The sequence below is a fragment of the Pseudomonas sp. NY15435 genome (assembly GCF_048068295.1).
In the GTDB taxonomy this organism is placed as follows: Bacteria; Pseudomonadota; Gammaproteobacteria; order Pseudomonadales; family Pseudomonadaceae; genus Pseudomonas.
The window spans coordinates 1-22,670 of sequence record NZ_JBLUQA010000018.1 but is presented as its reverse complement, the minus strand read 5'-3'; the positions used below and the strand labels follow the sequence as shown (position 1 = coordinate 22,670).

The window sequence follows — 22,670 nt, the reverse complement described above, 5'->3', positions numbered from 1 at the left end:
GGCGGGTCACCCGCCGGTTAATAAAAAGAAGCCCGCTATCAGGGCGTGTGAAAACGTAGCGAGCGACGGTCAGGCAAGGCGAAGTCGCTCCGGGAAAGCGGAGTTTATGCCCATAAATGAGCATTTCCCGGAGTGGCTTCAACGCCGCCTGGCCGAGCGCAGTAGTTTTCTCACGTCCTGAAGGGCTGTTGCTCGATTGATCCTGCCCCACCAATAGAGACAACAACGAGAGGGAGACACCCGATGCGCAAGACCGCACTGCTCAGTGCCATCACCACCGCCCTGCTGGCCAGCGCCGGCGTCCAGGCCGCCGAGGCCCTGAAGGAAGACGGCAAAGGCGAAGGCCGCCTGGACATCATCGCCTGGCCCGGCTACATCGAGCGCGGCCAGTCCGACAAGAACTATGACTGGGTCACCCAGTTCGAGAAGGACACCGGCTGCCAGGTCAACGTGAAGACCGCCGCCACCTCCGACGAGATGGTCAGCCTGATGGCCAAGGGCGGTTATGACCTGGTCACCGCCTCGGGCGACGCCTCCCTGCGCCTGATCTACGGCAAGCGCGTGCAGCCGATCGACCCGTCGCTGATCCCCAACTGGAAGAACATCGACCCGCGCCTGAAGGACGCCGCCTGGTACGTGGTCAACGGCAAGACCTACGGCGCGCCGTACCAGTGGGGCCCGAACCTGCTGATGTACAACACCAAGGTCTTCCCCACCGCGCCGGACAGCTGGAAAGTCGTGTTCGACGCGCAGAACCTGCCCGACGGCAAGCCGAACAAGGGCCGCGTGCAGGCCTACGACGGCCCGATCTACGTTGCCGACGCCGCGCTGTACCTGAAGGCCACCCAGCCTGAGCTGGGCATCACCGACCCGTACCAGCTCGACGAGAAGCAGTACGCCGCTGTGGTCGAACTGCTGCGCAAGCAGCATGACCTGATCCACCGCTACTGGCACGACACCACCGTGCAGATGAGCGACTTCAAGAACGAAGGCGTCGCCGCTTCCAGCGCCTGGCCGTACCAGGCCAACGCCCTGAAGGCCGAAGGTCAGCCGATCGCCACCGTGTTCCCGAAAGAGGGCGTCACCGGCTGGGCCGACACCACCATGCTGCACGCCGACGCCCAGCACCCGAGCTGCGCCTACAAATGGCTGAACTGGTCGCTGGAGCCCAAGGTTCAGGGCGACGTGGCGGCCTGGTTCGGCTCCGTGCCGGCGGTGCCGGAAGGCTGCAAGGCCAGCACCCTGCTGGGCGGCGAAGGCTGCGCCACCAACGGCTACAACCAGTTCGACAAGATCGCGTTCTGGAAGACCCCGGTGGCCGAGGGCGGCAAGTTCGTCCCGTACAGCCGCTGGACCCAGGATTACATCGGGATCATGGGCGGCCGCTAAGGCCTGGAGCGTTCGCGAGCAAGCTCGCTCCTACAGTAGGAGCGAGCTTGCTAGCGAACCCGCCCCGTGCGCCTCGCCTTGCCGGCGAGCGCCACGATATCCATCCGATTGCATCGATTCACCCGTATTTCAGATTTACGGGCAGGGCCCGGCCGCGCCGGAGTCCTGTCCCTTGGAGCGTGCACCATGACCACCCCCGCTGTTCAATTCACCCAGGTCTCCCGCCAGTTCGGCGAGGTGAAAGCCGTTGACCGGGTGTCCATCGACATCAAGGACGGCGAGTTCTTCTCCATGCTCGGCCCGTCGGGTTCGGGCAAGACCACCTGCCTGCGCCTGATCGCCGGCTTCGAGCAACCCACCGCAGGCTCCATCCGCATCCATGGCGAGGAGGCCGCCGGCCTGCCGCCCTACCAGCGCGACGTCAACACGGTGTTCCAGGACTACGCGCTGTTCCCGCACATGAGCGTGCTGGAGAACGTTGCCTACGGCCTGAAAGTGAAAGGCATCGGCAAGGCCGAGCGCCTCAAGCGCGCTGAAGAAGCCCTGGCCATGGTTGCCCTGGGCGGCTACGGCGTACGCAAGCCGGTGCAGCTCTCCGGTGGCCAGCGCCAGCGCGTCGCCCTGGCCCGCGCCCTGGTGAACCGCCCTCGTGTGCTGCTGCTGGACGAACCCCTCGGCGCGCTGGACCTCAAGCTGCGCGAGCAGATGCAGAGCGAGCTGAAGAAGCTGCAGCGCCAGCTGGGCATCACCTTCATCTTCGTCACCCACGACCAGAGCGAGGCGCTGTCCATGTCCGACCGCGTCGCGGTGTTCAACAAGGGCCGCATCGAGCAGGTCGACACCCCGCGCAATCTCTACATGAAGCCGGCCACCCCGTTCGTGGCCGAGTTCGTCGGCACCTCCAACGTGCTGCGCGGCGACATCGCCCAGAACCTCACCGGCAACGCCCAGCCCTTCTCCATCCGCCCCGAGCACATCCGCTTCGCCAACGGCGAACGCAGCGCCTCGGACATCGAGATCAGCGGCCTGCTGCACGACATCCAGTACCAGGGCGCGGCGACCCGCTACGAGATCCGTCTCGACAACGGCCAGAACCTCTGCCTCAGCCAGGCCAACAGCCAGTGGGCCGACATCGACCTCGCCCACCAGCCGGGCCAGCGCGTGACCGCTCGCTGGGCGCGCGAGGCGATGGTGGTGCTGAACGAGGGCGCGTGAGATGGAACTGACGATGAATGCAGCGCTGCCGGCGGCCAGCAATGGTCCGCTGCGCCGCCTGTCCAACCTGCTCTACCGCAAGCCGACGCTGTACCTCTCGCTGCTGCTGATCCCGCCGCTGCTGTGGTTCGGCGCGATCTACCTGGGCTCACTGCTGACGCTGCTGTGGCAGGGTTTCTACACCTTCGACGACTTCACCATGACGGTGACGCCGGACCTGACCTGGGCCAACTTCGGTTCGCTGCTGAGTGGCTCCAACTTCGACATCATCCAGCGCACCGTGCTGATGGCGGTCGCCGTGTCCATCGCCAGCGGCGCGGTGGCGTTCCCCATCGCCTACTACATGGCGCGCTACACCACCGGCAAGACCAAGGCGTTCTTCTACATCGCCGTGATGATGCCGATGTGGGCCAGCTACATCGTCAAGGCCTACGCCTGGACGCTGCTGCTGGCCAAGGGCGGCGTGGCGATGTGGTTCGTCCAGCACCTGGGCCTGGAGCCCGTGCTGAACCTGCTGCTGGGCATTCCGGGGATCGGTGGCAACACCCTGTCCACCTCCAGCTTCGGCCGCTTCCTGGTGTTCGTGTACATCTGGCTGCCGTTCATGATCCTGCCGATTCAGGCCTCCCTGGAGCGCCTGCCGCCGTCACTGCTGCAGGCCTCGGCGGACCTTGGCGCGCACCCGCGGCAGACCTTCTTCCAGGTCATCCTGCCGCTGTCGATCCCCGGCATCGCCGCCGGTTCGATCTTCACCTTCAGCCTGACCCTGGGCGACTTCATCGTGCCGCAGCTGGTGGGCCCGCCGGGCTACTTCATCGGCAGCATGGTCTACGCCCAGCAGGGCGCGATCGGCAACATGCCGATGGCCGCCGCCTTCACCCTGGTGCCCATCGTGCTGATCGCCGTGTACCTGTCCATCGTCAAACGTCTGGGGGCCTTCGATGCACTCTGAGAAAGCTTCGTGGGGCCTGAAAGCGGCCGCCTGGGGCGGGCTGGTGTTCCTGCACTTCCCGATCCTGATCATCTTCATGTATGCCTTCAACACCGAGGACGCGGCCTTCAGCTTCCCGCCCAAGGGCTTCACCCTGCACTGGTTCAGCGTCGCCTTCGCGCGCCAGGACGTGCTCGAAGCCATCGAGCTGTCGGTGAAGATCGCCAGCGTCGCCACGCTGATCGCCATGCTCCTGGGCACGCTCGCGGCCGCCGCGCTGTACCGCCGCGACTTCTTCGGCAAGGAAGGCATCTCGCTGATGCTGATCCTGCCGATCGCCCTGCCCGGCATCATCACCGGCATCGCGCTGCTGTCGGCGTTCAAGACCCTCGGCATCGAGCCGGGCTTCCTGACCATCGTCATCGGCCACGCGACCTTCTGCGTGGTGATCGTCTACAACAACGTCATCGCACGCTTCCGCCGCACCTCCCACAGCCTCATCGAAGCCTCGATGGACCTGGGCGCCGACGGCTGGCAGACCTTCCGCTACGTGATCCTGCCCAACCTCGGCTCGGCACTGCTGGCCGGCGGCATGCTGGCGTTCGCGCTGTCCTTCGACGAGATCATCGTCACCACCTTCACCGCCGGCCATGAGCGCACCCTGCCGATCTGGCTGCTCAACCAGTTGGGCCGCCCGCGTGACGTGCCGGTGACCAACGTGGTGGCGATGCTGGTGATGATCGTGACCATGCTGCCGATCCTCGGCGCCTACTACCTGACCAAGGGTGGCGAAGGCGTGGCGGGGAGCGGCAAGTAGCTTGGGTGCCGTGCGCCCTCTCCCCCGCCCTCTCCCTGAAGGGAGAGGGAGTTATCCGTGCCGGCTGACACCCTGGTTCCATCCTGCACCGAACGGTCCCCTCTCCCTCTGGGAGAGGGCTGGGGTGAGGGAAACGCACAGCACCAGAACTACACAGAACCCCTCAGGCCCGCCGGCTCACTCGCCGGCAGGCCCCCAAGAAGAAACACCCAACCGAATTTGCACCACGCTCCTGAACAAGAGGACCCAACCATGCAAACCAACCTGCTGATCAACGGCCAACTGGTCGCTGGCGAAGGCGAGAAGCTCGCCGTCCTGAACCCGTCCCTGGGCACCACCCTGGTGGAGATCGCCGAGGCCACTCCGGCCCAGGTCGACGCCGCCGTGCTGGCTGCCGACGCCGCCTTCGACAGCTGGTCGCAGACCGCGCCGAAAGACCGCGCGATGCTCCTGCTGCAACTGGCCGACGCCATCGACGCCAACGCCGAGGAACTGGCCCGCCTGGAGTCCAACAACTGCGGCAAGCCCTACGCCGCCGCGCTGAACGACGAACTGCCGGCAGTGGCCGACGTGTTCCGCTTCTTCGCCGGCGCCTGCCGCGTGATGCAAGGCTCCGCCGCTGGCGAATACCTGCCGGGCCACACCTCGATGATCCGCCGCGACCCGGTGGGCGTGGTCGCCTCCATCGCGCCGTGGAACTACCCGCTGATGATGGTCGCGTGGAAACTCGGCCCGGCACTGGCCGCTGGCAACACCGTGGTGCTCAAGCCCTCCGAGCAGACCCCGCTGACCGCCCTGCGCCTGGCGCAGCTGATGGCCGGCATCTTCCCCGCCGGCGTGGTCAACCTGGTCTTCGGCCGTGGCCCGACTGTGGGCGAGCCGCTGACCACCCACCCGAAAGTGCGCATGGTCTCGCTGACCGGCTCGGTCGCCACCGGCAGCCGCATCATCGCGGGCACCGCCGACACCGTGAAGCGCATGCACATGGAACTGGGCGGCAAGGCACCGGTACTGATCTTCGACGACGCCGACATCGACGCCGCCGTGGAAGGCATCCGCACCTTCGGCTTCTACAACGCAGGCCAGGACTGCACCGCCGCCTGCCGCATCTACGCGCAGAAAGGCATCTACGCCAAGTTCGTGGAGAAGCTCGGCGAAGCGGTTGCCAGCATCCAGTACGGCGAGCAGGACGACCCGAATACCGAACTGGGCCCGGTCATCACCGAACAGCACCTGGAGCGCGTGATCGGCTTCGTCGAACGCGCCCGTCAGGTGCCGCACATCGAAGTGGTCACTGGCGGCAAGCGTGCCGACCGTGCGGGCTTCTTCTTCGAGCCGACCGTGCTCGCCGGCGCCCGCCAGGATGACGAAGTGGTCCGCCGTGAAATCTTCGGCCCGGTGGTCTCGGTCACCGAGTTCGAGGACGAAGCACAGGCACTGGCCTGGGCCAACGACTCCGACTACGGCCTGGCCTCCTCGGTGTGGACCAGCGACATCGGCCGCGCCCATCGCCTGTCCGCGCGCCTGCAATACGGCTGCACCTGGGTCAACACGCACTTCATGCTGACCACCGAGATGCCCCACGGCGGCATGAAGCTGTCGGGCTACGGCAAGGATATGTCCATGTACGGCCTTGAGGATTACACAGCGATCCGCCACGTAATGATCAAGCACTAAAACGACCGGCTGCGCGTCGGCAGTACAGCGTTGGAAACGGGGGCGGGCCCAGTCATTTACAGCTCGTAAACTCCTGGGCCCGCCCCCGTTTCCGCCTCGTCCTGCTCTAGCTCGCGCGGTCGTTGGTTCCTGGCAATACCGTAAAGATCAAAAGCTTCAAATCGGCGCCCCGCTCGACCGGGACCGCCGCGCGGCCACGCATGCCGCAATCCCTTCCGGTGTGGAAGGGCAAAACCATGACAGCCCTGCCCCGGGCCATCACCTTGCAAGGACTTCCCATGACCATCACCCGCCGCGACTTCCTCAACGGCGTTGCCCTCACCATCGGCGCGGGCCTCACCCCGCTGCAACTTCTCCAGGCCGCTCCGTCCGGCCGCTACTACCCGCCTGCCCTGACCGGCATGCGCGGCAGCCATCCCGGCGCGTTCGAGGTCGCGCACCAGATGGGCTGGGAGAAGAAGGTATTCAATACCGATGGCCTGAAGATCGAGGAGCAGTACGACCTGGTGGTGGTCGGCGGCGGCATCAGCGGCCTGTCCGCGGCCTGGTTCTACCGGCAGAAGCACCCCAAGGCGCGGGTGCTGATCATCGAGAACCACGACGATTTCGGCGGCCACGCCAAGCGCAACGAATTCCAGGCCGGTGGCCGGATGATCCTCGGCTACGGCGGCAGCGAAGCCTTCCAGTCGCCCAAGCACCTGTACAGCGACACGGTCAACAAACTGCTCAAGCAGCTCAACGTCGACGTCGACCGTTTCGAGACCGCCTTCGACCGCGACTTCTACCCGAACCTGGGCCTGTCCCGCGGGGTGTTCTTCGACAAGGCAGGCTTCGGCGAGGCGAAGATGGTCAGCGGCGACCCGACGCCCATGGTGGCCGACGACATCGCCCCGGAAAAACTCAATGCCCGCAGCTGGCGTGCCTTCATTTCCGATTTCCCGCTGCCCGAGGCCGACCGCCAGGCGCTGATCGACCTGCACGAGGCGCCCAGGGATTACCTCGCCGGCAAGACCCGCGAGGAGAAGGAAGCCCACCTGGCCAAGACCAGCTACCAGGATTTCCTGCGCAAGGACGTCGGCCTGAGCGAAGCCGCGACCCGCTACTTCCTCAGCCGTACCAATGACTTCTCGGCCCTGAGCATCGACGCCGTGCCCGCCGATTCGGCGTACTCCGTGGGCTTCCCCGGTTTCGGCGCCATGGACCTCTCGCCCATCAGCGAGGAAGCCAAGGCGGAGATGGAAGAGCCGTACATCTACCACTTCCCCGACGGCAATGCCTCGCTGGCGCGCCTGCTGGTGCGCGGCCTGATTCCGGGCGTGGCGCCGGGCAAGGACATGAACGACATCGTCCTGGCCACCTTCGACTACTCCAAGCTGGACCAGCCGAAGAACGCCGTACGCCTGCGCCTGAACAGCACCGCGGTCAGCGTGAAGAACCGCGACGGCGGCGTGGACGTCGGCTACAGCCGCGCCGGCGCCCTGCACCGTGTGCGCGCCAAACACTGCGTGCTGGCCTGCTACAACATGATCATCCCGTACATCCTGCGCGACCTCTCCGCCGAGCAGAGCCACGCTCTGGCGCAGAACGTGAAGTTCCCGCTGGTGTACACCAAGGTAGTGATCCGCAACTGGCAGAGCTTCATGAAGCTGGGCGTGCACGAAATCTACGCCCCCAGCCAGCCGTACAGCCGCGTGAAGCTGGACTACCCGGTGGACATCGGCGGCTACAGCCATCCGCGCGACCCGAACCAGCCCATCGGCCTGCACATGGTCTACGTGCCCACCAGCCCGAACGCCGGCATGGACGCTCGCACCCAGGCCCGCGTCGGCCGCGGCAAGCTCTACGCCATGAGCTTCGAGCAGATGGAGACGCAGATCCGCGACCAGCTGCAGGCCATGCTCGGCCCCGCCGGCTTCGACCATCAGAAGGACATCCAGGCGATCACCATCAACCGTTGGTCGCACGGCTATTCGTACTTCTCCAACAGCCTCTTCGATGATGAGGAAGAGAGCGAAAAACTGATGAATCTGGCTCGCACCAAGGTCGGCAACGTCACCATCGCCAACTCCGATGCCGCCTGGGACGCCTATGCCCACGCGGCCATCGACGAAGCCTGGCGCGCGGTGGGCGAACTCTCCTGATGTACCCGGCGCCGCGCCCTGCGTGGCGCCACACTCAACGGCCATCCGGCCGAAAACCCGCGGGCACGCCCGCAACGGAGGCAAGCATGCGTCACCTCGTCAGAGCGTTTTACCTGCTGTCGCTGTTCACCTTTGCCAGCCTCGCACAGGCCGCAGAGTCGCCCAAACAGATCGTCGATGCCTACATGGCCGCGTGGAACGCCCACGATGCCGAGAAGGCCGCCGGCTACCTGGCCAAGGATGCGGAGTACTTCGACGTCACCGTCGGCACCCCGCAGAAGGGCCGCGATGCCGCGCGTGACAACGTGATCAAGGTGTTCGTAGGGGCCGTGCCGGATCTTACGTGGAAGATGAACGGCAAGCCGATCGTCGACAAGGACGGCATCGCCTTCCAGTGGACCTTCAGCGGCACCAACACCGGCGCCTGGGACGCCCAGACCCCGGCGACCAACAAGCCGCTGTCGTTCGACGGAGTGAGCTACGTGAAGGTCAAGGACGGCAAGATCGTCTACCAGGGCGACTACTACGACGCCCTCGGCCTGCACAAGCAGCTCGGCTGGTAAACGGGTACGCCCGGCACCGCAGGTCCCGTTTGCGTAGGAGCGGACTCCGTCCGCGATAGTCCCCCGCCCGCGCGAAAACATCGCGGACGGAGTCCGCTCCTACATCCAGACGCCCAGCGCCGTAATACAGCCGCGCCTCCAAGGGCGGCTGACATTAGAAGAAAGAAGCCCTCGCCTACCCCTGCCCTCATCCGCCACTGCAGTGTGCCCACCGATGCCAACCACTCTCGAAAGCCGGCCCACGAGCGCCGAAGACAGCTCCAGCACCCGCTCCACCATCGACCAGGTCAAGCAACTGATTGCTGACCTCAACGTGCGTTGGACCGAGATCAGCAAAGTCTCCGAAGTCATCAAGCAGATCGCCAAGAACACCAACCTGGTGGCCCTCAATGCCGCCATCGAGGCCGCCCGCGCCGGGGAAAGCGGGCGCGGCTTCGCGGTGGTCGCGGACGAGGTGCGCCGCCTGGCAACCCAGTCGGCCAACGCCACCGCCGACATCGGCAACGTCGTCGCCTCGATCAAGAGCGAGAGCGCCCGCGCCCTGGCGGACGTCGAACAGGCCGAACATTCCAGCCTGCTGGACACCGCCCGCGTGGTGCTCGCCAGCGAGACCCAGCGCCTGGAGGCGCGCTTCGCCGTGATGGCCACCGCGCTCTACGGCCTGAAGCACTTCATCCTCGGCATGAAGACCCGCAACCTCGGCCCGCAGCGCGAGCAGATCGACGCGGTGATGCACGAATACCTGACCCGCAACCCTGACCTGCTGGCCTTCGCCTGCGGTTGCGAGCCCAACGCCTTCGACGGCCGCGACCGCGAGTTCATCGACGCCCCCGGCCACGACGCCAGCGGTCGTCTCATGGCCTACTGGCACCGCGGCAGCGGCGTCGCCCAGCGCGAATGCCTGGTCGGCTACGACAAGGCCGACGGCAGCGGCGACTGGTACCAGATCCCCCGCGACAAGGGCCGCGACGTGTTCATGGAGCCCTACGAGTACAGCGTCGGCGGCAGCACCGTGCTGATGACCTCGTTCATGTCCCCCATGACCGCCAATGGCCGCTTCCTCGGCATCCTCGGCGCCGACTACACCCTGCACCAGTTGCAGGAAAGCCTCGGCAAGCTGACCCCCATGGGCAACGGCCAATACGCGCTGCTCTCAAACGCCGGCGTCTACGTCACCCACGCCAATGCCAAGCGCCTGGGCGACAAGGCCAGCGAGCTGCCACAGGAAGCCCGCAGCGCCATCGCCCAGGGGCGAAGCTGGGAACTGGTGAAAGGCCGCCGCGTGCAATTGCTGCAGCCCATCCGCGTAGGCGACAGCGATGCGCCCTGGGCGCTGATGATGAGCTTCGAGTTGGCGCAGGCCGGCGAGTAAGAGTCAGCTAGTGACGCTGTTCGCGAGCAAGCTCGCTCCTACAGATGCCCCTCGACTCCGGATTCAACCGTGTAGGAGCGAGCTTGCTCGCGAACCTGAGCATATGCCTACGCCTTGACCGGCAACTCGGTGATATGGATTTCCGTCACCAGCGCCGGCTTCACCAGCGGCGTACGCGACAGCAGCGCGCCGAAGATGACCTTCGACCCCGGAGTCGACCGTGTAGGAGCGAGCTTGCTCGCGAACCTGGGCGTATACCTACGCCTTGACCGGCAACTCGGTGATATGGATTTCGGTCACCAGCGCCGGCTTCACCAGCGGCGTACGCGACAGCAGCGGGCAGAAGCGCGCCAGCACGCCGATCAGCTCCCACTGGGTATCCAGGGATTTCGCCAGCACTTCCACATCCGCCAGCACCCGCTGGCCGACGCGCTGCAGGTGCGGATCGGGGCTATGGCCAAGCTCCACCGACAACTGGGTGATCAGCGTGCTGAGGTTGGACATGTTGCGGGTGGCGAGGGCAAGGATGTTCGCCAGCAAGGCGATTTCCGATTGCGGGATGACAGCAGGCGTTGCAGAAGCGTCCATGCGTGCTCCAGTGATGCTCGAGTGGGTAGTTGCGCAGTCCTTGCGCGAGCGCGGAGAGAGTAGCATCACAATGCCACTGTGCGACAGATATCACATTTCATTTCTTTTCCTGACCTGGCGGTCACCCTCGGCCAAAAGCGCGACGCCCGCTTCCGAAGCGCGACCTGATGCTCAAATCCCCACCCGGGCCAAGGAAACCGCCGAGCGCGTTTGAGCCACACGAACCCGCTTCCTATGATCCTCGACCATTTTTCCAACTTTGCATTCCTGCCCCTTCTGCACGGCGACCTGTCTGCGGCGCAAGGGCCGGGAAGCGTCCCTTCGCTTCGCCCCCCTTGAAGATGCAGCCGATGGAACCGACCGCGAACCCTCCCCGCCCGCCAGACATTCGGCCAACCCCGAATGGTGCGCCTCCCGAAGACACCCCCGGCGAAGCAGCATCGCAGACTCTCTACCCGCTCGGCGGCATCGAAACATCGCAAACCGCCCCGCCCGTCCCTGCGGAAACCTACAGCTCCTGGGACGGTCCGGGCACGAGCTATGCGCTGCCCAGGCCTGCTGCCGCTCACGTGCCCGCCCCCGTCAATCAAGCCATCGCGCAGGCCGACCAGCCACAGCACGACAACAGTTCCCTGCTGCACCAGCTCGACAGCCTGTCAGTGCTCGAGTCGCCTCTGTGCGAAGCGGAACCCAAACCGTCTTCTGACCGCTCGCTGATCAGCGGCATCATCGTCGGTGCGCTGCTCGCAGCCCTGGCTATCGCCTTATGGAAGCCCTGGGAAAGCGACAGCCCGCCCGATACGCAGGCCGATCACGGGACTGAGGCCCGTGTCACTCCAGAGCAGCAACAGCCGTCCGCGGATAGCCAGACTCAGCTGCTCCCGATGACCGAACACATGACTCAGGAGCCCATGGATGACGAACCACTGGTGATCCCGCCTTCGGAGCCGGTGCCAGAAGAACTCCCTGCGGACACCGTGGCGACACCCGAACCCGCACAAACGACCTTGCCCGCCGCGAATTCCCAGGAGCCAGCGCCGCCGACTACACCCACCGCGCAACCCCAGGAGCCAGCGCCACCCGCCACACCCGCCGCACAACCCCAGGAGCCTTCCGCCCCCGAGGCGCCGCCGCACAGGTTGGCGCCGAAACCTGCCGCACCAGCACAGCCGATCCCGGCTCCGCCAGTCGCCCGCGAGGCCGGAAAGCGCCCGGTGCCGCTGCAGGCCACGACGGTCAGGGCCAAACATCCCCAGAGCCCCCGCAACGCTGCAACGCCAGCCGCAACAGGCACCCTGACCGTTGCCGTCCAGCCCTGGGGCGAGGTCTGGATCAACGGCAAGAAGCGCGGTATCAGCCCGCCGCTACTCAACCTGCAACTGCCGCCCGGCAGCTATACGGTCGAGCTGCGCAACGCCGAGCTACCCAGCTACAGCCAGCCGGTGCAGATATCCGCCGGCCAGTCCGTGACGCTGCGGCACCGCTTCCAGTGAGCGTCGAGCGCCCCCTTTCCTTGCATGGAGCACCCCATGAAGACTCCGCGCCGACTATCGACGCCGCTGTTGATCGCTTGCCTGGCGGCCGCATCCGGTTGCAGCAACCACTACGAAGAACTGCCCGCACCGCCTGCGGACGACTCCCAGGCGCTCGCCAGGGGCGTCTTCAACGAAGGCCAGCGGTTGTATGACGCCGGGCATTACTACCTGGCCGAAGAGCAGTTCCTCGCACCGGCCATCTGGAGCGCCGATACCCAGTTGCAACTGCAGGCGCTCAAGTACCTGGCGTTCAGCTACTGCGTGAGCGAGCGACCGATCCAGTGCCGCTTCGCCTTCGACCGCGCCCTGCAGATCGATCCGTCCTTCCACCTGGGCACTGCCGAAGCGAGCCATCCCCTCTGGGGGCCGGTCTTCGTCCAGGCAGCGCGTCGTTGAATCCTTTCTCTCACAGCGAGGCCCCCATGCCTTTCACTCATCGGTTCTGCCGCTACTTGCTGGCATTCCCTCTGCTGGCCGCACTGCCACTCGCCCAGGCCGACACGCATGAAAGCCTCAGCGCCGCCGTCGAGAGTCTCTGGAGCAGCGAACAAGTATCCACCTCCGTGCTGAGTTCCCAGTTCACCCAACAGGATACGAAGGCCGGCTCCCACTACCGCACCGAGGTGAAGAACTCACCGGCCTATCTGGAAACCGCCGAAGAAGCCGCCTGGGTAGTGATTGGCAGGAAGCGTTTCAACGCCGTCGCCACGCCCTGGGGCGACTTCCCCCGACTGGACATGCGCAGCGCCCGCCTGCTGGAGTTCAAGCTGCCGAAAAAGCACTACCAGGTGCTCGCAGGCCCAGGCGCCGGACTGTTCGGCGTCGGCGACTGGCAACGCTACGGCTTCCTCCATGTGGTCGACGTCAGCGCAGCCCCGCTCTACTACCCGTTGTACGCCGACGCCTATCTGGGTGAGCACGTGCTGGGGCGCCTGCCCGACTCGCCAGTGCTCAACTACGCGCGCCTGGTGCCCGCCAGCCGCAGCAGGAACGGCGAGATCGACGCCTACGAAATCACGCTCTACGCCCTGGAGCGCAAGGGGCTTGAACCGGTGCTGAGGAATGGGCTGCCGCTGTCCTATGCGCTGAAACGCGAGGGGGACGCCTGGGGCATCGACAGGGTGGAGCGCACGCCGGTGACTACAACGCGGGACGAAGAACATCGCGCCTTCACCACCCCGCTACGCCCCCCGCTGTTCTCGAGAAAAGAAGATCGTCGCCCATGAGCGACAGCCGCCAAGGCTGCCGCTCCTTGCTTTGATCGATGGGATGGTGCGGCCATGCAGGCTCGATCCGCGAGCCCCTTCAGCGTCAGGCCTGGCCGAAGGCCTTGCGCTTGGGCGTGCCGCGCTGTGCGGCACGCAGGTACTGCGCCGGCCAGGGCACTGGCTGGCCACCCAGCTCATCGGCGGCGTGCAGCGGCCAATACGGGTCGCGTAGCAGTTCACGGGCCAGCAGGATCAGGTCGGCCTGCCCGGTACGCAGGATGTGCTCGGCCTGCACCGGCTCGGTGATCATCCCCACCGTGCCGCTGGCGACGCCCGCCTCCTTGCGCACCCGTTCGGCGAACTGCGTCTGGTAACCCGGCCCCACGGGAATCTCGGCGTTCACGGCGGTGCCGCCGGAAGACACGTCGATCAGGTCCACACCCAGGTTCTTCAGGCGCCGCGCCAGCTCCACGGTCTCGTCGGGGTTCCAGCCGTCCTCAACCCAGTCGGTGGCGGACAGCCGGACGAACAGCGGCAGTTCCTGCGGCCAGACCGCGCGCACGGCTTCGGTAACTTCCAGGAGGAAGCGGATGCGGTTCTCGAAGCAGGTGCCGTACTGGTCACGGCGCTGGTTGGAAAGCGGCGAGAGGAACTGGTGCAGCAGGTAACCGTGCGCCGCGTGCACCTCGGCGATCTTGAAGCCAGCGGCCAGGGCGCGCTCGGCACCTCGCACAAACTGGTGCTTGATGGTCGCCATCTGCTCTTCGCTCAGGGCGATGGGTGCGGTGTGCTGCGGATCGAAGGCGATGGCCGAGGGCGCCACTGGCGTCCAGCCGCCTTCGCTGATCGGCACCGAGCCGTGCTTGCCCAGCCAGGGCGCCCAGGTGCTGGCCTTGCGGCCGGCGTGGGCCAGCTGCACGCCGGCGACCGCGCCCTGGGACTCGATGAAGCGGGTGATGCGTCGCAAAGGCTCGACCTGCTCGTCATTCCAGATGCCCAGGTCCTCGGCGCTGATCCGCCCGTCCGGAGCGACCGCCGTGGCCTCGACAATCACCAGACCGGCGCCGCCGACTGCACGGCTGCCCAGGTGCACCAGGTGCCAGTCGTTGGCCAGGCCATCCTGGGCGGAGTACTGGCACATGGGGGAAACGGCGATGCGGTTGGACAGGGTCAGCTGGCGCAGGGTCAGGGGCTCGAACAACTGGCTCATGGTGGCACTCCCTTTCTGGTCTTCAGATCTTGTCCTACAACTGTAGACCCGGATCGCCTAAGGATAGGCCCAGATGATCGGTGGCAACTCGATGCGGCTTTCGCAGGAGCAAAGCTTCCCTTCCCGAAATCCCGGCGCAGCCGGGACACCTAGCCAGGCGAAGCGCCGGCCTGCCGGCCGGTTCGCGGATAAGATCCGCTCCTACATGAGATATCGTGCTGGCCCGCCCTCTCCCCGGCCCTCTCCCTGAAGGGAGAGGGAGTTATCGGTGCCGGCTGAAGCAAACGTGTCAGCCGGCACCGAACCAGTCCCATCTCTCTTCAGGGGGAGGGTTAGGGAGAGGGAAGAATCCAGGCGCGGATTCTCAGGTGAAGTCAGTTGCTCCTACAGGTTCAGCGCAAAAAGCTCCGGTCTGCGTAGACCGTAGGGCGCATACGCGCCCTACGGTATTCGACCCGGGGTGCGCAGCCAGACAATCGAGTCTGCGCGGAGCAATTGCTCCTGCAGGAATTTTTGCGGCCGACCGGTGCCGTCAGTGCAACTCGCTAGACCTGCCGATGGCAGCCACAGCGCCGGGTGCCAGGCTGTAGCGCTTGTTCGCGTCGCGCTCCAGCAGGCCGGAGAGGTGCAGCCGACGCAGGGTCTGGCTGACGCAACTGAGGGAGATGGGTAGGCCCGGCTCCTCCAGGTAGGCATGCAACTCGACTGCCGTGGCCTTGCCGCAGATCACCAGCGCATCAAGGATGTTCAACCTTGGCAGGCTGCTGCGCAGCCCGGCGTGTTCCAGCAGTTGACGGGCCGGGCGCGGCAGACGCGGCTGCACCGGGGTACTGACTTTCATCGCTGATCTCAGAGGAGAAGTCATTGGCGCACCTCGAAAGACAGTGTGGAAACGTGGATCACGCTGTCGTAGCGCTTGCCCTCGATGCTGGCGCCGCCATTGACCTGGGCGGAGACCTCCAGCACATAGCGCGCCGGGAACAGCGTGGTCAGGGTCACAGTGCCGTCGGCCGCTGGTTTCAGGCTGCGGCTCCACTGCTCGGAGGTGTACACGTTGACCTGCGATGCCGGCACCACGGTGCCTTTCCAGTGCAGGGCAAAGGTGCTGCCGCCGGGCGTGGTGGGCACCAGTTCAAGATCATTCTGCGCCCGAGTCTCGGTCCGTCCCTCGCGCGCCTGATAGATGGTCAGCGTGCTGCCTTCCGCGCGCTCGGCGGCGACGCGCAGGTCGCCCGGCGCAGCGTTGCCGATCTCGAAGGACTCGACGCCAGCCTTCATCGGCGCGGTCTTGCCCTCGCCCAGTACGACGCGGGGGTTCTGCAACTGCGCCACCGGCAGATGCTCGCCCGGCTGCAGTTCACTGAAATAGCTTTTCGCGCTCTGGCCTGCACTGCGTTCCAGCCACAGATAGTCCGCGCTGGCCAACGGCGCGCAGCTCAGCGCCAAGGCCAGCAGCACGGGCTGGCGAAGGGAAACGTTCATGCGGGGGTTCTCCTGTGCTGTCTGGAAAGACGCCGCTCGCATCCGTTGCGAATCGATCGCTTTCACATAACAAGACGGATGAGCTGCAGAAAACACGCAGCGAAATTGTGTAAATAAATCGAAAAGGTCAGGGAACGCGCTCCGAAACATTTATTTGCAACTGCAGATGGCCGGTTTTTCGATCTCATCCGTCCTTATTCCTAGAACACCGCTGCTCCTGGGTGTCTTCGCGCCTCGCCGGCCTGGGCCGGCGGGGGCCTTTTCCATTGTCTTCCCTTGCGTGGCCGTGACTCCCCATGTCCAAGAAATCCCGTTCCAGGCTCTGGTTCCTGGTCCACAGTTGGCTTGCCCTGCCCATCTGGTTCTTCGTGTTCCTGGTGTGCATCACCGGCACCCTGGCGACCGTGAGCCAGGAGATCGTCTGGCTGACCGACCCGGCCGTGCGCGCCAATGCTCCGGATGGCGACGCCCAGCGCCTGGGCTACGACCAGGTGCTCGCGGCCATGGCCCAACAGCAACCGCAGGCCGCCGTGCGCATGATCAGCGCGCCCAGCGAAACGCATTTCGCGCTGCGGGTCAGCGTCACCTATCCGGACAGCGCCACCGCCATGCTCTACGTGAACCCGTACACCGGGCTCATCCAGGGCAAGATGCCGCTGTTCGACTTCCGCCAGTTCACCCGCGCGCTGCACGGTTGGTGGCTGGTGCCCTTCACCCATGGCTTCAGTTGGGGCTGGTACCTGGTGTCGCTGCTCGGCCTGCCGATGCTGGCCTCCCTGGTCACCGGGCTGGTGGTGTACAAGCGCTTCTGGCGCAGCTTCCTCAAGCCGACCCTGCGCCTGCGCCAGGGCGCGCGCATCTTCTGGGGCGACATGCACCGGCTGATGGGCATCTGGTCGATCTGGTTCATCGCGGTGATCTCCATCACCGGCACCTGGTTCCTGATCCAGGCGGTGCTCTACGACAACGCCATTTCCATCTCCAGCGAGGGTGTACCGAACATCATCCAGCGCGACAGCATTCCGCTGAGCGCCGACGGCAACGCCCCGCCGCGCATCGGCCTGGACGCCGCCGTGCTCGCCGCCCAGCAGCGCATTCCCGGCTTCGAGCCGACCTTCTTCCGCCTGCCCTCCAGCGCCTACGACCCAGTGACCATCTTCGGCAAGGCCTGGTACCCGTTGATGTTCGAAAGCGTCCAGGTGAATCCCTATGACGGCAACGTAGCCTCGACCCGCCTGCTGGGCGACCGCTCGGGCCTGGAGTTCGTCACCGAATCCATGCGCCCGCTGCACACCGGCGATTTCGGCGGCGTGTGGGTCAAGCTGATCTGGTTCGTGTTCGGCCTGATCCTCAGCATGATGGTGCTCAGCGGCCTGATGATCTGGAGCAAACGCACCCTGATCGCCACCGCGAAGGAACTGAAGAAGCAGAAAGCCCGCGACCGGATCACCGTCGCGACCACCCCGGAGACCAGCCAATGAGCGGCAACAGCAAGCTGCGCCGCCAGTGGCTGCGCTGGCGATTCCACCTCAGCGCCCTGCTGGTGCTGATCCCACTGGGCTTCATGCCCCACTACTTCCACGAGGCGAAACTCGACCGCGGCCTGCGGGGTCTGGGCGAACGCGAGATCGGCAACCTGCAGGTCGGCCCCTGGACCGCGCGCATGGCCGAATGGGAAGTGGGCGAGCCGGAAGACGAAGGCCGCGCCGGCTTCGTCAAGGCATTCACCCTGGCCTTCTGCGACAGCTGTTATCCACAGGTAAAGGCCGCCTACCTGCGCATCGGCCAGCCGCGCAGCCTGCGTGCGGCCGGCGGTCTGTTCTCCGGCGCGCCGTACCAGTTGTTCGCCGAGGTCACCATCCCGGCCCGAGTCACCCCGGCCGACCAGCTGTGGCTGACCGTGGAAGGCTGGGACGGAGCCGTGCACCAGGCACAGGTTCCTCTCGACAAGGCCTCGCCCTCGCTGGTGGCCTGGCTGGAAAAAACCCGGAGCAATCGATGAAAGCGATCCTCAACTGCAGCGCACTGCTGCTCGGCCTGGCGGCCAGCGCCAGCGCCCTGGCCCACGCGCCCTTCTGCGAATGCACGGCGCTGGATGCCGAGACCATCCGCTGCGTCGGCGGCTTCACCGACGGCAGCGCCGCGCCGGGCGTAACCCTGGACGTGATGCGCGCCGCCGACAACCAGGTGCTGCTGCCCGGCAAGCTCGGCGCCGACTCCAGCCTGACCTTCAAGCGCCCGGGCGAGGACTTCTACATCCTCTTCGACGTCGGGCCGGGGTATCAGGTTGAAGTCGAGCCCAGTGAAATTCGAGCGCTCTGATCGTCGCCGGCAGAAAGCGGCCCAGGATGGGATGGCGCGCCATGGCTGGCGCGCCCGCCCTCAGACCGCCGTCGACTCACCTGCCTGCGGCAGGATCAGTCGGTCGGGCACATGCCCCTGGCTCTTGCGCGCGAGCAGGTAGTACGCCAGCGCCGGCAAAAGCAGCCCGATCAGCCAGGAGATATCCACGCCACCGAGCTTCTCCACCAACGGGCCGCTGTAGAAACCGCTATCGATGAAGGGCATCTGCACCAGCACGCCGAAGCAGTAGACGCCGATACCGGTCCAGTTCCAGCGGCCGTAGCGGCCGTCGGGATCGGACAGCGCCGGGATGTCGTAGCGCTCGCGGGTAATGCAGTAGTAATCCACCAGGTTGATCGCGCTCCACGGCGTGAAGAACGCCAGCAGGAACAGCAGGAACGACTTGAACGCAGCGAGGAAGGAATGCTGCCCGGCCAGCGCCAGCACAGTGGACAGGCCGACGATGACCAGGACGAACAGCAGACGTTGCAGGTGCGTGACCTTCAACTGGCCACGGAAGCCGCTGATGATGGTGGCGATGCACATGAAGCTGCCGTAGGCATTCAATGTCGCGATGGTCACCTTGCCGAACGCCACGCTGAAGAACAGCGCCGCCGCCATCACACCGCTGGCGCCCAGACCCACTACATAGGCCACCGGCTGACCGGAGAACTCCTTGCCGGCCAATGCCGCAGCGAATACGCCGAGTACCATTGAGGTCTGGGAGCCGATCACCGAGCCCAGGCCCACCGCGAAGAAGGTCTTCGGCGACGAGGTTTCGCTGGGCAGGTAGCGCGAGTAGTCCGCCACGTAGGGCCCGAAGGCGATCTGCCAGGACGCCGCCAGGGAAACCGCGAGCAGGAAGGTATTCCAGGCGAAGTGGCGATTCTCCAGCAGCACGCCGATGTCGTTGACCGACAGCAGGCGCACGAACAGATAGGCGAAGGCGACGATGCCCAGCACGCTGGCGGCCTTGCCCAGCCAGTGGATCACCCGGTAGCCGCAGACCGTCACCGCGACGATCACCGCCGCGAACACCAGGATGCCGACGGTATCGCTGACATGCGCCAACTGGCCGATGGCCTGGCCCGCCAGCACCGTGCCGGTGGCGTTGAAGCCGACGTACATCACGCAAACCAGCACCAGCGGGATCACCGCGCCGAACACGCCGAACTGCACGCGGCTGGAAATCATCTGCGGCAGCCCGAGCTTCGGCCCCTGGGCGCCGTGCAAGGCCATTACCACGCCGCCGAATATCTGCCCGATAAGCAGGCCGATCAGCGACCAGAACACATCGCCGCCGAGCACCACTGCCAGCGCGCCGGTGACGATGGCGGTGATCTGCAGGTTGCAGCCAAACCACAGGGTGAACTGGCTGAACAGGCGACCGTGCCGTTCAGCCTTGGGGATGTAATCGATGGAGCGGGTTTCGATCAGGGACTTACCAGCCATGAAGCTTTCTCCTCGCGGCCGGGCGTGCACCCGGCCGCGCTGTTGTTGTTATGCACAGCGTTTCCTGATTCGCCGGGGCGGCAAGAGCGCCGCCCCGTACCTGCCGTCAATGGCGGGCGGCATCCAGCACGGCGCGGGAGATGATGATCTTCTGCACCTCGGAGGTTCCCTCGAAGATCCGCAGGATTCGCGCGTCACGCACGAAGCGCTCCAGCGGCAGATCGCGGATGTAGCCGTAGCCACCGTGCAGTTGCAGCGCGGCGTCAGTGATGAAGCCGCAGGCCTCGGCGGCGAACAGCTTGGCGGTGGCCGATTCGAGGCTGAAGCGCTCGCCGCTGTCACGCCGCGCGGCGGCCTGCTGGGTCAGCAGGCGTGCCGCCTGGAACTGCGCGTGCATATCGGCAATGCGCCACTGGGTGCCCTGGTAGGCCGACAGCGGCTTGGGCCCGATCTGCCGCTCGTCCACCCACTTCAGCGCGTACTCCATAGCGGCGCGGGCAATGCCCAGCGACATGGCGGCCACTTCCACGCGGCCGCGGTCCAGTACTTCCATGGCGGTACGGAAGCCCTGGTTTTCTTCGCCCAACAAGGCATCCGCCGGCAACCAGCAGTCCAGCGCCAGCTCGTAGATGGTGCTACCGCGCAGGCCCATGGTCTTTTCCGGGTTGGCGAAGGTCACGCCGGCGGTGCCCTTGGGAATCAGGAAGGCGCTGATGCCGCGGGCACCGGCTTCCGGATCGGTCTTGGCGTAGAGCACGATGAAATCGGCTTCGCGGGCGTTGGTGATGTAGTGCTTGCTACCGCGAATCCGCCAACCGCCGGTTTCGCGCACAGCGCGGGTGCGCATGTCCGCCGGGTTTGAACCGGCCGCCGGCTCAGTCAGGCCGAAGGCGCCGAGCAACTCACCGGAAGCGCAGCGTGGCAACCATTCCTGGCGCTGCTCTTCGGTAGCGCCGATGAGGATCGAGTCGGTGGCCAGGAAGTGCGCAGTCAGCGCCGACGCGGTGGAGGCGCAGGCCGCGGATACCGCTTCGACGACCCGGCTCATGGCCAGGCTGCCGATACCGAAGCCGCCGTAGGTTTCCGGCAGGTTGATGCCCATGAAGCCCAGCTCGCCGAGCGCCTGCAGGCTTTCGGCGCAGAAGACCTCTTCTTCGTCATAGCGCTGGGCGTTGGCGGCCAGCACGTCGCGGCAGACCCGCTCGGCGGAGTCGACAATGGCCAGTTCGGTGGCGTCGATTTCAAAGTTCATTGCACAGCTCCCGTTTTTTGCGTGAGGCCGAACGCGGCGTTGGCTTCGCCCAATTGGGGAGCGCGCGTCGTGGCGTGGGGCTTGCGCCCGTTGAAGTAGACCGGTTGCGGTACCAGCGGCGGCTGGTCATCGGCCGGCTGCACCAGCAGTTGGCGCACCTGCGCCTGCTCGCTGCCGGTGGCCTCGGCGAGGTTCCACACCGGCGAGGCTGGTACGCCGGCATCGAGCAGCAGATCGCAGGCCTGCTCGACACTGCGTTGGCGGGTCCAGGCCTCGATCTCGGCGCGCAGCGCCTGCTCGTTGCGGGTTCGCGAGGGGTCGTCGGCGAAGCGCGAATCCTCGGCCAGCTCGGCGCGGCCGATGCTTTCGCAGAAGCGCCGGAACAGCTTGTCGCTGGCCACCGCGATCACCACCAGACCATCGGCGGCGCGGTAGGTGTCGAACGGCGTCGACACCGGGTGACGGTTACCCACCAGACCCGGCGCCTTGCCGTGGGCGAACAGGTTGGACAGGCCGGTCATCTGCAGACTGACCAGCACGTCGAACATCGCCACGTCGATGTATTGCGCGCTGCTGCCCTGGTGCTCGCGGGCGAACAGCGCGCTGCTGATCGCCCACGCCGCGTAGACGCCGGCGCACAGGTCGCCGAGCGCTTCACCGCTGCGGGTCGGGCCGGTCTCGGGGAAGCCGCTGACGCTCATCAGCCCGGACATCGCCTGGGCGACGATGTCGTAAGCCGGGCGTCGCGACAGCGGGCCATTCTGGCCGAAGCCGGAAATGCTCGCGTAGATCAGCTTCGGGTTGTGCCGCGTGAGGCTATCGAAATCGATACCCAGGCGCTGGGTGACGCCGGGGCGGAAGTTCTCCACCACCACGTCGGCGTCGGCCACCAATTGATAGAAGCGCGCCAGGTCCTCCGGTGTCTTGAAGTCCAGTTCGACGCTGCGCTTGCCGCGGTTGATCAGGCCGAAATAGACGCTTTCGCCGTCCTTGAACGGGCCGAGGTGGCGGCTATCGTCACCGTGCCCGGGCACTTCGAACTTGATCACTTCGGCGCCGAGGTCGGCGAGCATCGCCGTGCAGTGCGGGCCGGCCAGCACGCGGCTCAGATCCAGTACGCGCACGCCGTTGAGCGGCTGCGGCGTAGGCAGTTCAGTCACATTGCTCATGCTCGATTCCTCAGCCGGTGATCATCGGCAGGTTCAGGCCCTGCTCCTTGGCACAATCAATCGCGATCTGGTAGCCGGCGTCGGCATGGCGCATTACGCCGGTGCCTGGGTCGTTGGTCAGGACGCGGGCGATTCGCGCGGCAGCCTCGTCGGTGCCGTCGCAGACAATCACCATGCCCGAGTGCTGGGAGAAGCCCATGCCCACGCCGCCGCCATGGTGCAGCGAGACCCAGGTGGCGCCGCTGGCGGTGTTCAGCAGGGCGTTGAGCAGCGGCCAGTCGGACACGGCGTCGGAGCCGTCGCGCATGGCTTCGGTTTCGCGGTTC

The 22,670-nt window shown here is 65.9% G+C and carries 21 protein-coding genes and 2 pseudogenes; 15 read left to right on the top strand and 8 right to left on the bottom strand.

All coding sequences use genetic code 11. The features are described 5' to 3' along the window. Positions 1-243 precede the first annotated feature (243 nt). The 9 genes and pseudogenes from ydcS (at position 244) to ACNFH5_RS28410 (ending at position 10,105) form a co-directional block, all read left to right on the top strand. A complete protein-coding gene (gene ydcS / locus ACNFH5_RS28450; RefSeq protein WP_416751936.1) occupies positions 244-1,389 on the top strand; it encodes a putative ABC transporter substrate-binding protein YdcS in 1,146 nt (381 codons plus the stop codon). 186 nt (positions 1,390-1,575) lie between these two features. Then, a complete protein-coding gene (locus tag ACNFH5_RS28445) occupies positions 1,576-2,604 on the top strand; it encodes an ABC transporter ATP-binding protein (RefSeq protein WP_275608302.1) in 1,029 nt (342 codons plus the stop codon). Between the two features lies 1 nt (position 2,605). After that, complete coding sequence (locus ACNFH5_RS28440; protein WP_416751933.1) at positions 2,606-3,556, top strand: ABC transporter permease; 951 nt, start codon at positions 2,606-2,608, stop codon at positions 3,554-3,556. Next, complete coding sequence (locus ACNFH5_RS28435; protein ID WP_138212584.1) at positions 3,546-4,352, top strand: ABC transporter permease; 807 nt, start codon at positions 3,546-3,548, stop codon at positions 4,350-4,352. Before ACNFH5_RS28440 ends, ACNFH5_RS28435 begins: the two co-directional genes overlap by 11 nt. Positions 4,353-4,604: 252 nt before the next feature. Continuing rightward, complete coding sequence (locus ACNFH5_RS28430; protein ID WP_416751931.1) at positions 4,605-6,029, top strand: gamma-aminobutyraldehyde dehydrogenase; 1,425 nt, start codon at positions 4,605-4,607, stop codon at positions 6,027-6,029. A gap of 278 nt (positions 6,030-6,307) precedes the next feature. Beyond that, entirely contained in the window at positions 6,308-8,170 is a 1,863-nt protein-coding gene (locus ACNFH5_RS28425; protein ID WP_416751929.1) for an FAD-dependent oxidoreductase, read from the top strand. An 86-nt stretch (positions 8,171-8,256) separates the two neighbouring features. Continuing rightward, positions 8,257-8,733, top strand: coding sequence for an ester cyclase (locus ACNFH5_RS28420; RefSeq protein WP_416751927.1), 477 nt, complete (start codon positions 8,257-8,259; stop codon positions 8,731-8,733). A gap of 214 nt (positions 8,734-8,947) precedes the next feature. Beyond that, positions 8,948-9,241: pseudogene (locus ACNFH5_RS28415) on the top strand (methyl-accepting chemotaxis protein); the annotation flags it as partial. Positions 9,242-9,373: 132 nt separating this feature from the next. Further along, complete coding sequence (locus ACNFH5_RS28410; protein ID WP_416752074.1) at positions 9,374-10,105, top strand: cache domain-containing protein; 732 nt, start codon at positions 9,374-9,376, stop codon at positions 10,103-10,105. Positions 10,106-10,363: 258 nt separating this feature from the next. On the opposite strand, the gene ACNFH5_RS28405 is transcribed toward ACNFH5_RS28410, so the two are convergent. Beyond that, positions 10,364-10,693 (bottom strand): hypothetical protein, encoded by a 330-nt coding sequence (locus ACNFH5_RS28405; RefSeq protein ID WP_416751925.1) that lies wholly within the window; start codon positions 10,691-10,693, stop codon positions 10,364-10,366. A 350-nt stretch (positions 10,694-11,043) separates the two neighbouring features. On the opposite strand from ACNFH5_RS28405, the gene ACNFH5_RS28400 reads away from it, so the two are divergent. The 3 genes from ACNFH5_RS28400 to ACNFH5_RS28390 are packed head-to-tail and all read left to right on the top strand — an operon-like array spanning position 11,044 to position 13,454. Next, positions 11,044-12,186, top strand: a complete 1,143-nt coding sequence (locus tag ACNFH5_RS28400; RefSeq protein WP_416751923.1) for a hypothetical protein — start codon at positions 11,044-11,046, stop codon at positions 12,184-12,186. A gap of 36 nt (positions 12,187-12,222) precedes the next feature. Beyond that, positions 12,223-12,624, top strand: a complete 402-nt coding sequence (locus tag ACNFH5_RS28395) for a TssQ family T6SS-associated lipoprotein (RefSeq protein ID WP_416751921.1) — start codon at positions 12,223-12,225, stop codon at positions 12,622-12,624. 26 nt (positions 12,625-12,650) lie between these two features. Further along, positions 12,651-13,454 (top strand): hypothetical protein, encoded by an 804-nt coding sequence (locus ACNFH5_RS28390; protein ID WP_416751919.1) that lies wholly within the window; start codon positions 12,651-12,653, stop codon positions 13,452-13,454. An 85-nt stretch (positions 13,455-13,539) separates the two neighbouring features. Here ACNFH5_RS28390 and ACNFH5_RS28385 read toward each other — a convergent pair whose 3' ends face one another. The 3 genes from ACNFH5_RS28385 to ACNFH5_RS28375 all read right to left on the bottom strand — a co-directional run bounded on the left by ACNFH5_RS28385 (position 13,540) and on the right by ACNFH5_RS28375 (position 16,128). Further along, positions 13,540-14,646 carry an NADH:flavin oxidoreductase/NADH oxidase gene (locus ACNFH5_RS28385; protein WP_416751918.1) on the bottom strand — a complete coding sequence of 369 codons (1,107 nt, stop codon included), beginning with the start codon at positions 14,644-14,646 and terminating at the stop codon, positions 13,540-13,542. 532 nt (positions 14,647-15,178) lie between these two features. After that, positions 15,179-15,487: a ferric uptake regulator family protein gene (locus tag ACNFH5_RS28380; RefSeq protein WP_416751916.1), complete on the bottom strand. Its 309-nt coding sequence runs from the start codon at positions 15,485-15,487 to the stop codon at positions 15,179-15,181. 20 nt (positions 15,488-15,507) lie between these two features. Further along, positions 15,508-16,128 carry a hypothetical protein gene (locus tag ACNFH5_RS28375; RefSeq protein ID WP_416751914.1) on the bottom strand — a complete coding sequence of 207 codons (621 nt, stop codon included), beginning with the start codon at positions 16,126-16,128 and terminating at the stop codon, positions 15,508-15,510. Between the two features lie 296 nt (positions 16,129-16,424). On the opposite strand from ACNFH5_RS28375, the gene ACNFH5_RS28370 reads away from it, so the two are divergent. The 3 genes from ACNFH5_RS28370 to ACNFH5_RS28360 are packed head-to-tail and all read left to right on the top strand — an operon-like array spanning position 16,425 to position 18,450. After that, positions 16,425-17,609 (top strand): PepSY-associated TM helix domain-containing protein, encoded by a 1,185-nt coding sequence (locus ACNFH5_RS28370; RefSeq protein WP_416751912.1) that lies wholly within the window; start codon positions 16,425-16,427, stop codon positions 17,607-17,609. Continuing rightward, entirely contained in the window at positions 17,606-18,130 is a 525-nt protein-coding gene (locus ACNFH5_RS28365; RefSeq protein WP_416751910.1) for a thiamine pyrophosphate-binding protein, read from the top strand. Before ACNFH5_RS28370 ends, ACNFH5_RS28365 begins: the two co-directional genes overlap by 4 nt. Next, positions 18,127-18,450, top strand: coding sequence for a hypothetical protein (locus ACNFH5_RS28360; protein ID WP_416751908.1), 324 nt, complete (start codon positions 18,127-18,129; stop codon positions 18,448-18,450). Before ACNFH5_RS28365 ends, ACNFH5_RS28360 begins: the two co-directional genes overlap by 4 nt. Before the next feature lie 60 nt (positions 18,451-18,510). Here the strand turns inward: ACNFH5_RS28360 and ACNFH5_RS28355 are convergent, their stop codons facing one another. The 4 genes and pseudogenes from ACNFH5_RS28355 to ACNFH5_RS28340 form a co-directional block, all read right to left on the bottom strand. Continuing rightward, positions 18,511-19,923 carry a purine-cytosine permease family protein gene (locus tag ACNFH5_RS28355; RefSeq protein ID WP_416751906.1) on the bottom strand — a complete coding sequence of 471 codons (1,413 nt, stop codon included), beginning with the start codon at positions 19,921-19,923 and terminating at the stop codon, positions 18,511-18,513. Between the two features lie 106 nt (positions 19,924-20,029). Continuing rightward, the gene (locus ACNFH5_RS28350) at positions 20,030-21,175 is read right to left on the bottom strand and encodes an acyl-CoA dehydrogenase family protein (protein WP_416751904.1); all 1,146 of its coding nucleotides are present in this window, start codon (positions 21,173-21,175) and stop codon (positions 20,030-20,032) included. Then, positions 21,172-22,344, bottom strand: coding sequence for a CaiB/BaiF CoA transferase family protein (locus ACNFH5_RS28345; protein WP_416751902.1), 1,173 nt, complete (start codon positions 22,342-22,344; stop codon positions 21,172-21,174). Before ACNFH5_RS28345 ends, ACNFH5_RS28350 begins: the two co-directional genes overlap by 4 nt. Before the next feature lie 10 nt (positions 22,345-22,354). Then, positions 22,355-22,670, bottom strand: a pseudogene (locus tag ACNFH5_RS28340) (urocanate hydratase); the annotation flags it as partial.